This is a genomic window from Streptococcus mitis SK564 (assembly GCF_000148525.1).
In the GTDB taxonomy this organism is placed as follows: Bacteria; Bacillota; Bacilli; order Lactobacillales; family Streptococcaceae; genus Streptococcus; species Streptococcus mitis_H.
Genome location: NZ_AEDU01000004.1, coordinates 1 through 7,114 on the forward strand (window position 1 = coordinate 1; position 7,114 = coordinate 7,114).

At 38.6% G+C, this 7,114-nt stretch carries 3 protein-coding genes; all 3 read left to right on the forward strand.

Annotated features, from left to right (window positions below):
- Positions 1 to 4,680, forward strand: a 4,680-nt coding sequence (locus SMSK564_RS0101935) for a ZmpA/ZmpB/ZmpC family metallo-endopeptidase (RefSeq protein WP_000313070.1), incomplete at its 5' end; no start/stop codon positions are given.
- A 60-nt stretch (positions 4,681 to 4,740) separates the two neighbouring features.
- Positions 4,741 to 6,459 carry an aminodeoxychorismate synthase component I gene (pabB, locus tag SMSK564_RS03620; protein ID WP_000554832.1) on the forward strand — a complete coding sequence of 573 codons (1,719 nt, stop codon included), beginning with the start codon at positions 4,741 to 4,743 and terminating at the stop codon, positions 6,457 to 6,459.
- 108 nt (positions 6,460 to 6,567) lie between these two features.
- Positions 6,568 to 7,114, forward strand: a 547-nt coding sequence (locus tag SMSK564_RS0101940) for an excalibur calcium-binding domain-containing protein (protein WP_001042493.1), incomplete at its 3' end; no start/stop codon positions are given.

Here is a 7,114-nt window from a genome sequence, read left to right on the forward strand (position 1 = left end):
TCCTTAACGCAACCCGAACTGCCAGAGGCTAAAGTAGAGGCTAAAGTAGAGTCTAAAGGAACCCAAGAGGCAGGTAAAGAAGGCCAAGCTCTTGTACAAGATCAGTTATCTGAGTATAAAGTCACTGAAGGAACTCTTGTTGAAGAATCAACTACAGAACTTGACTACAAAACTGAAACGACTGAGGATCCAACTAAGTATACAGACGAAGAAACTGTCCTACGAAATGGTGAAAAAGGAAGTCAAGTTACAAAAACAACCTATAAAACGGTAGAAGGTGTCAAAACTGACCAAGTTCTTTCAACTAGCACAGAAGTTACCAAGGAGCCTGTAAACCAACAGGTAAGCCGTGGTACAAAACCAATTGAAGGAACTCTTGTAGAAGAAAGTCTTGAAAAGATTCCATTTAAGGAAGTTGTTAAAGAAGATGATCAACTGAAAAAAGGTATAGAAGTTGTAGCTCAAGAAGGAAAAGAAGGTCAGAAAAAAATCACCAAGACTTTTAATACCATTAAGGGAGTTAAAACAGAGGACGCTCCAAAAGTTACAGAGGAAATCCTTGAGGCACCTCAAGACAAAATTTTGAAACGTGGCACTAAGAGCTTTGAAAAACCAGTATTGACTCTCACTGTAGTTGAATCTAAGGATTTGAAACGTACTTCAGATGTTAAATACAGTCTAGAAAATCCAAGCAAGGCAGCCATTAAATCTATCACCTTAACTCTGAAAAAAGGTGATGAGATTGTGAAAACATTGAATGTTTCACCTGACAACTTAACAGCTAGCCTGACAGATTTGCAATACTACAAAGATTATAAGATTGAAACTAAGATGGTTTATGACCGTGGTGAAGGCGATGAGGAAGTAGTTCTGAATGAAGAACCTCTAAGACTTGACCTCAAAAAAGTTGAAATCAAAAACATTAAAGAAACAAGCTTGATGAGTGTGGACGCTGACGGTAATGAAACAGATACTAGTTTGCTTACAGAAAAACCAGCTGATGTTGCCCCACTTTACCTACGAGTTACAACTCACGACAACAAGGTTACACGACTTGCTGTTGACAAGATTGAAGAAGTAGAAAAAGACGGAAAAACTTTATATAAAGTTACTGCCAAAGCACCAGACTTAGTTCAACGTAATGCAGATAACACACTTAGCGAAGAGTATGTTCATTACTTTGAAAAACAAAAAGCAAAAGAAGGTAATGTTTACTACAACTTCAATGAGCTTGTAAAAGATATGAAAGCTAACCCTAGCGGTGAGTTCAAACTTGGTGCAGATCTAAATGCAGCTAATGTACCAACTCCAAATAAAGAGTATGTTCCTGGTACATTTAAAGGTAAGTTATCAAGTGTTGAGGGACAACGTTATTCAATCCACAATATGACACGTCAATTATTTGGTGGTATTGAAGGTGGTTCGGTTAAAGATGTTAACTTGGCTAATGTCGATATTAATATGCCTTGGATTGATAACATTTCTGCTCTTGCTAGAACTGTTAAGAATGCTACTGTTGAGAATATTAAAGTAACTGGTAGCATCACTGGTAGAGATGGAATTGCCGGACTTGTTAACAAATTAGATAACGGTGGGCAACTTACTAATGTTGCTTATATCGGTAAACTTACTGGTGTAGGTGATAGAGGATGGGATTTCGCTGGTATGGTTGGTGAAATCTGGAAAGGTAATGTTGATAAAGGATATGTAGAAGCTGATATAGTTGCTAATAAAGCTCGTATCGGTGGATTTGTTGCTAGATCAGATAACGGTTCTGATCCTAACGGAATTGGTAAATATGGTTCTGTTCGTAATGCTGTTACGAAAGGAACTATTAAGGTAAATACACCTGTTGAAGTAGGTGGTTTCCTTAGTAAGAACTGGGCATGGGGTAAAGTTGCAGACTCTGTGTCTATGATGAAAGTTGAAAATGGTGAAGTGTTCTATGGATCTAAAGATATTGACGAAGATGGTGGATACTTCTCAAATAACGCTTTAGAACGTAACTTTATCGTGAAAGATGTAAGTACAGGTAAACGTTCATTTAAATTCTCTGTTTCTAACCGAATTAAAGAAGTGTCTCAAGATGAAGCTGACCAGAAAATTGCAACATTAGGAATTACAGCTAATGATTATGTTATCAATCCTCTTGTTTCAGATACATTAAATAATGTTAAACCAAAATCTGACACTTACAAAGATACTCAAGATTACAATGCAGACCGTGAACTTGCTTATCGTAATGTTGAAAAACTTCAACCGTTCTACAACAAAGAATGGATTGTAAATCAAGGAAATAAATTAGCCGCTGATAGTCCATTAATGACCAAAGAAGTATTGTCTGTAACTGCAATGAAAGGCAATGACTTTGTCACAGACCTTACAGATGCCGACCATATTATGGTTCACTACGCGGATAAGACAAAAGATATCTTTACGATTTCTCCTAAGGACTCTCAAGTTAAGCAAGTAAAAGAGTATAGTGTTGCTGAGCTTGGTGAAGTTGTTTACACACCAAACATGGTTGTTAAAGATCGTGCTGACTTAATCAGTGCTATCGAAAGTAAATTGAGTCCAGTTGAACTGCAATCTGACGATGTTTACAAACTGTTTGGAAGAAATGGTGATGGAAAAGTTAACGCAGTTAAGAATCTTTATCTAGAAGAAAGCTTCAAGTATGTGAAAGATAATCTTACTCAATTTGTTACGAAGTTAGTGGAAAATGAAGATCACCAACTGAACACAGATGAAGCCGCTAAACGTGCCTTGATTAAGAAAATCGATGACAACAAAGCAGCAGTTCTTCTTGGTTTGTCTTACCTCAACCGTTACTACGGAGTTAAATTCGATGACTTTAACATTAAAGAGTTAATGTTATTCAAACCTGACTTCTACGGTAAGAACGTTAGTGTATTAGATAGAATTATTAATATTGGTTCTAAAGAAAACAACGTGAAAGGTAATCGTACTCACGATGCATACCGCGAAATTATTGCTGGTGCTACTGGTAAAGGTAATTTACATGAGTTCCTGAAATACAATATGGAACTCTTCACAAGTGATACAGACTTAAACGATTGGTTCATAAAAGCAACTAAAGATAATGTATATGTCGTTGAACCGAAGACAACAACTCCTGAATTTGTTGATAAGAAACACAGAGCATACGAAGGATTGAATAATGATGTTCACGGTAAAATGATTCTTCCACTATTAAACTTAAAAGATGCTCACATGTTCTTAATCTCAACATATAACACTATGGCATACAGTTCATTTGAGAAATATGGTAAGAATACAGAAGCAGAACGTGAGGCATTCAAGAAAGAAATCGATAAAGTTGCTAAAGGCCAACAAAATTACCTAGACTTCTGGTCTCGATTATCATTAGATAAAGTTCGTAATCAACTACTTAAGAGCAACAACATGGTTCCAACACCAGTACTAGATAACCAAAACTATAAAGGTATTAGCACAGATCGTTATGGTCATACTGCTAGTGGTAAAGATGTCGCTCCTGTTCGTGAATTATATGGACCAACAGATCGTTATCACGCAACTGACTGGCGTATGGGAGCTGTAGCTCGTATTTACGGAAACCCTTATAAAGATGATTCTGTATTCTTCATGGTTACTGATATGATCAGTGACTTCGGTATCTCAGCCTTCACTCACGAAACGACTCACGTAAACGACCGTATGGTTTACTTAGGTGGTTCTAGACACCGTGAAGGTACTGACCTAGAAGCATTCGCACAAGGTATGTTACAATCTCCTGCTGAAACAAGTCCAAACGGTGATTTCAAAGCACTAGGATTGAACATGGCCTACGAACGTCCAAATGACGGAAACCAATGGTATAATACTAATCCAAACGATCTGACATCTCGTGAAGAAATCGATCACTACATGAAAGGTTTCAATGATACGCTCATGCTTCTTGACTACCTTGAAGGTGAAGCCGTTATTGATAAACAGGATAAAGCCTTAAATAGTGCTTGGTTCAAGAAAGTTGATAAAAAACTACGTAACGCTAATACGAAGAACCAATACGACAACGTTAGAGATTTAAATGCAGAAGAAAAAGAATATAACTTAACATCTGTTAATGACTTAGTAGAGAAAAACTTCATGACCAAGCACGGTCCTGGTAATGGTCAGTATGATCCAACTGGATTTGGCTCTGCCTATGTAACGGTGCCTATCACTGCAGGTATCTACGGAGGTAACACAAGTGAAGGAGCTCCAGGAGCAATGTCATTCAAACATAACACCTTCCGTATGTGGGGTTACTTTGGATATGAAAAAGGCTTCCTAAATTATGCTTCTAACATGTTGAAAAATGAGTCTAAAAAAGCTGGTCATGCTACTCTAGGCGATGATTTTATTATCAAGAAAGTTTCTGATGGTAAATTTAATACTCTAGAAGATTGGAAGAAAGAATACTTCAAAGAAGTTGTTGATAAAGCGAAAACAGGATTTAACCCTGTTACAATCGACGGTACTACATACAGTAGTTACGAAGACTTGAAGAATGCATTTGCTGCAGCTGTTGATAAAGATAAAGCTACTCTTAAAAATGGATCAGTTAAATTTGATAATACTGTTTCCCTTAAAGAGAAATTATTCAAAAAACTTCTTCAACAAACAAACAGCTTTAAAACTTCAATCTTTAAATAATTGAAATCTCTCATCTGCTTTGCGGATGAGGGTTTTCTTAATTTGTGCTATACTTAAGATATGCATAGAAAAACAGTGATTGATTTTAGGGCTTTGGGAGAGAGATACATCTTTACCCAGCCGATTAAAGAGTTGAAAACGAGAAATATAGCAGAAGTGGCAGATTTGCTGGTACAAGTGGAAAGCTACCAAGAGCAAGGCTACTATGTGGTAGGCTATGTTAGCTACGAGGCTGCACCTGCTTTTGAGGAGAAATTAGCAGTTCACAAGGCTCCTCTACTGGGCGAGTACTTGCTTTACTTTACTGTTCATGATAGGGTAGAAACATCCCCTATTCCTCTGATTTATGACGAGGTTGATTTGCCTTCTGATTGGCAGGAAGTAACGTCTGCAACAGACTATGAAAAGGCAATTGCCCAGATTCACCATCATTTGCGTCAGGGAGATACCTATCAGGTCAACTACACCGTCCAACTCAAGCAGGAGTTGTCTGCCAATCCTTTTGCCATCTACAATCGTATGGTGGTAGAGCAGGAGGCGGGCTACAATGCCTATGTTGAACATGACGAGATGGCAGTGATTTCCATGAGTCCAGAGCTCTTTTTTGAGCAAAATGACCGCGAGTTGACAACGCGACCAATGAAGGGAACGACTCAGCGTGGCATGACTGACCAAGAAGACTTGGAGCAGGCTAGTTGGTTGGAACAGGACCCCAAAAATCGCTCTGAAAACATGATGATTGTGGACCTCTTGCGCAATGATATGAATCGTATTTCTGAGGTGGGGAGTGAGCATGTGGAGCATCTCTGCCAAGTGGAACAGTATTCAACTGTTTGGCAGATGACTTCGACTATCAAGAGTCAGTTGCGAGAGGATGTGTACCTTGTTGAAATTTTCCGCTCACTCTTTCCTTGTGGTTCCATAACGGGTGCACCGAAAATTGCGACTATGGAGATTATCAAGGACTTGGAGCCACAACCGCGCGGAGTCTACTGTGGAACGATTGGTCTCTTGCTTCCAAATGGACGACGGATTTTTAATGTTGCTATCCGAACGATTCAACTGTATCAAGGGAAAGCCATCTATGGAGTTGGTGGTGGCATTACATGGGATAGCACTTGGGAATCTGAATACCGTGAGGTTCATCAAAAGGCAGCTGTTCTCTATCGTAAACAAGCTCGTTTCCAAATAATTACAACTGGAAAAATCAGTCATAAGAGCTTGCTATTTGAAGATCAACATTTGGAAAGACTGAGAAAAGCTAGTCGATATTTTGCTTATCCTTTTGACCCAGAAATTTTGAGACAAAAGATTGAAGCAGAGTGTCAGACTTGTGATGCTAATCAAGATTACCGCTTGCGAATCAGCATTAGCAAATCTGGAGAGATAGAAGTCGATCGTCAAATATTGGAACCTTTCAGTCCGACCTTCTGCAAAGCCAAACTCTGCCTGCAGGAAGCGGATTTGCAGCAAGCATTTACCTACTTTAAGACAACTCACAGACCGCATTTGAGCTTAGGGGAACAAGAGATCATTTACCACAATAAGTCTGGAGAACTTCTTGAAACCTCTATTGGAAATCTGGTCTTAAAAATTAATGGGAAACTCTACACACCGCCTATCCGACTGGGAATCTTGCCAGGAATTTACCGTCAGCATTTGCTGGAAACAGGACAGGTAGAAGAGAAAGTCTTGACCTTGGCAGATTTAGCCCAAGCAGAAGCTATTTACGGCTGTAATGCAGTGAGAGGCTTGTATGAATTATTTATTCAAAAATAAAAATTGTAATGAAAAGTTATAAGAACTAGGATTGATTTTTCCTTGAATTGAAGAAATAAATCTGATAAAATAAACATGAAATCGATATCATAATTATGGGAGAAAAAGATGAACAAACGTCTATTTTTAAAAATGAGTCTGGCAACATTGCCAGTTTTAGCCTTGTTTTCACAACCAGTTTTAGCAGAAGAAAACATTCATTTTTCTAGTTGTAAGGAAGCTTGGGCTAATGGCTATTCGGATCTTCATGAGGGAGACCCTGGTTATTCTGCCAAGTTAGACCGCGATCATGATGGTGTGGCTTGCGAATTGAAAAATGCTCCTAAGGGTGCCTTTAAAGCAAAACAAGCAACTGCGGCTCAAACCAACACAACTTCATCTACAACAAGTGGTTGGGTTAAGCAGGACGGTGCTTGGTACTACTTTGATGGAAATGGAAATCCAGTGAAAAATACTTGGCAAGGAAGTTATTACCTGAAAGCAGACGGAAAAATGGCCCAGAGCGAATGGATTTATGATGATTCTTATCAAGCTTGGTATTACTTGAAATCAGATGGATCTTATGCTTACAGTACATGGCAAGGAGCTTACTACCTTAAATCAAACGGAAAAATGGCTAAAGGTGAATGGGTTTATGACTCTTCTTACCAAGCCT